The sequence below is a fragment of the Bradyrhizobium altum genome (genome assembly GCF_020889705.1).
Taxonomy (GTDB): Bacteria; Pseudomonadota; Alphaproteobacteria; order Rhizobiales; family Xanthobacteraceae; genus Bradyrhizobium; species Bradyrhizobium altum.
The window spans coordinates 1-1,655 of record NZ_JACMYP010000526.1 but is presented as its reverse complement, the minus strand read 5'-3'; the positions used below and the strand labels follow the sequence as shown (position 1 = coordinate 1,655).

General features: G+C 64.7%; 1 protein-coding gene. It reads right to left on the bottom strand.

Annotation, left to right across the window (positions count from 1 at the left end):
* On the bottom strand, nucleotides 1-1,655 hold a 1,655-nt coding region (locus tag H8B02_RS47100; RefSeq protein WP_229172492.1), incomplete at both ends, for a condensation domain-containing protein.

The window sequence follows — 1,655 nt, the reverse complement described above, 5'->3', positions numbered from 1 at the left end:
AGATGATGCGCCAGCCGGTTGGCCCGTGCGTTGAGCTCACCATAGCTCAGCCGCTCGTCTTCGCAGATCAGCGCCACCGCCTCCGGCGTCTTTTGCACCTGCGCCTCGAACAGCTCATGGATGCATCGTTCCGACGGATAAGGCGCCGCCGTCCGGTTCAACTCCTCCAGCAGATAGCTGCGCTCCTCGGCCGGCAGGATGTCGATGCGGCCGACCGGCTGGCCTGCATCGGCAGCTATCGCCCGCAGCAGCGCCAGCAGATAACCACGCTGCCGCTCGATCGTCGCCTGATCAAACAGCGCCGTGGCATAACCCAGCGTTCCGGCGATCTCCTCGCCATGCTCGCCAAGGCTCAGCTCCAGATCGAACTTGACCTGATCGATCCCCTCCCCGGCAGCCTCCACACTCAGCCCCGGCAGGTCCAATGTCCCAACCGCGTTGTTCTCCCAGGCCAACATCACCTGCAACAACGGCGTGTGATCAAGAGCCCGGGGCGGCTGCACGATCTCCACCACTTGCTCGAACGGCAGGTCCTGATGCTCCTGTGCAGCCAGCGCCGTGCGCCGCGTCCGCTCCAGAAGCTCCGACACGCTCGGCTCGCCCGACAGGTCCAGCCGTAGCGTCAGGGTGTTGACGAAGAAGCCGATCAACTCTTCGACCTCGCGCCGGCCTCGATTGGCGCTCGGCACGCCGATCACAAGGTCGTCCTGTCCCGACAGACGCGACAGCACCGCCGCCCAGGCTGCCAGCACCGTCATGAACAACGTCGTGCCATGCTGCAGGCTCAGCCGCTTCAGCTCCCGCGTCAGATCCGCATCGATGACGATCGGGACCGTGGCCCCGGCAAACGACTGCTGGGCAGGCCGCGCACGGTTTGTCGGCAAGACAAGAGGGGTCGTGCCTGCCAGGGCGCTGCGCCAATACTGCGCCTGCTTCTGCAGCCGTTCCCCCGACAGCCATTGGCGTTGCCAGGCGGCGTAATCCGGATATTGGATCGCCAACGCCGGCAAAGGATCGTCCTGACCAGCCTCGAATGCCCGGTAAAGCTGGCTAAGTTCACGCACCAGCACGCCCATCGACCAGCCGTCCGAGACGATGTGATGCTGGGTCAGCAGGAAGACGTGCTCCTCATCCGACATCCGCACCAGACGTCCGCGGATCAGAGGCCCGCGCGCAAGATCATACGGCGTGCACTCCTCTTCATGGCACAGATCCAAAAGTGCCGCTTCCGCATCCGGTCTGTGCCGAAGATCGTGCTCAAGTACCGGTAGTCCCGCATCCGGCGGCAGGACCTCAACCTGGGGCTTGCCCTGCGGCGCGACAAAGACACTGCGCAGCGCCTCATGACGCGCAAACAGACGGTCAAGGCTGCGCTGCCAGGCGCTGCGGTCGAGCACCCCGCGCAGTCGTAAGGTCAGCGGAATGTGGTAGTTCGTGCTGCCTTCGTTCAGCTGCGCCAAAAACCATAGCCGCTGCTGCGCAAACGACAGCACAAGCGGCTCATGACGCGACACGGCCGCAATCGACGGCAGCTCTTGGGGACCGGAGCGGCTCAACACCTCGACGATGCTTGCGGCCAGATCGGCCAGCACTGGCCTTGCGAACAGCGTCGACAGCGGCAGCTCGACCCCAACAGCCTGTGACAACCGGCTCGA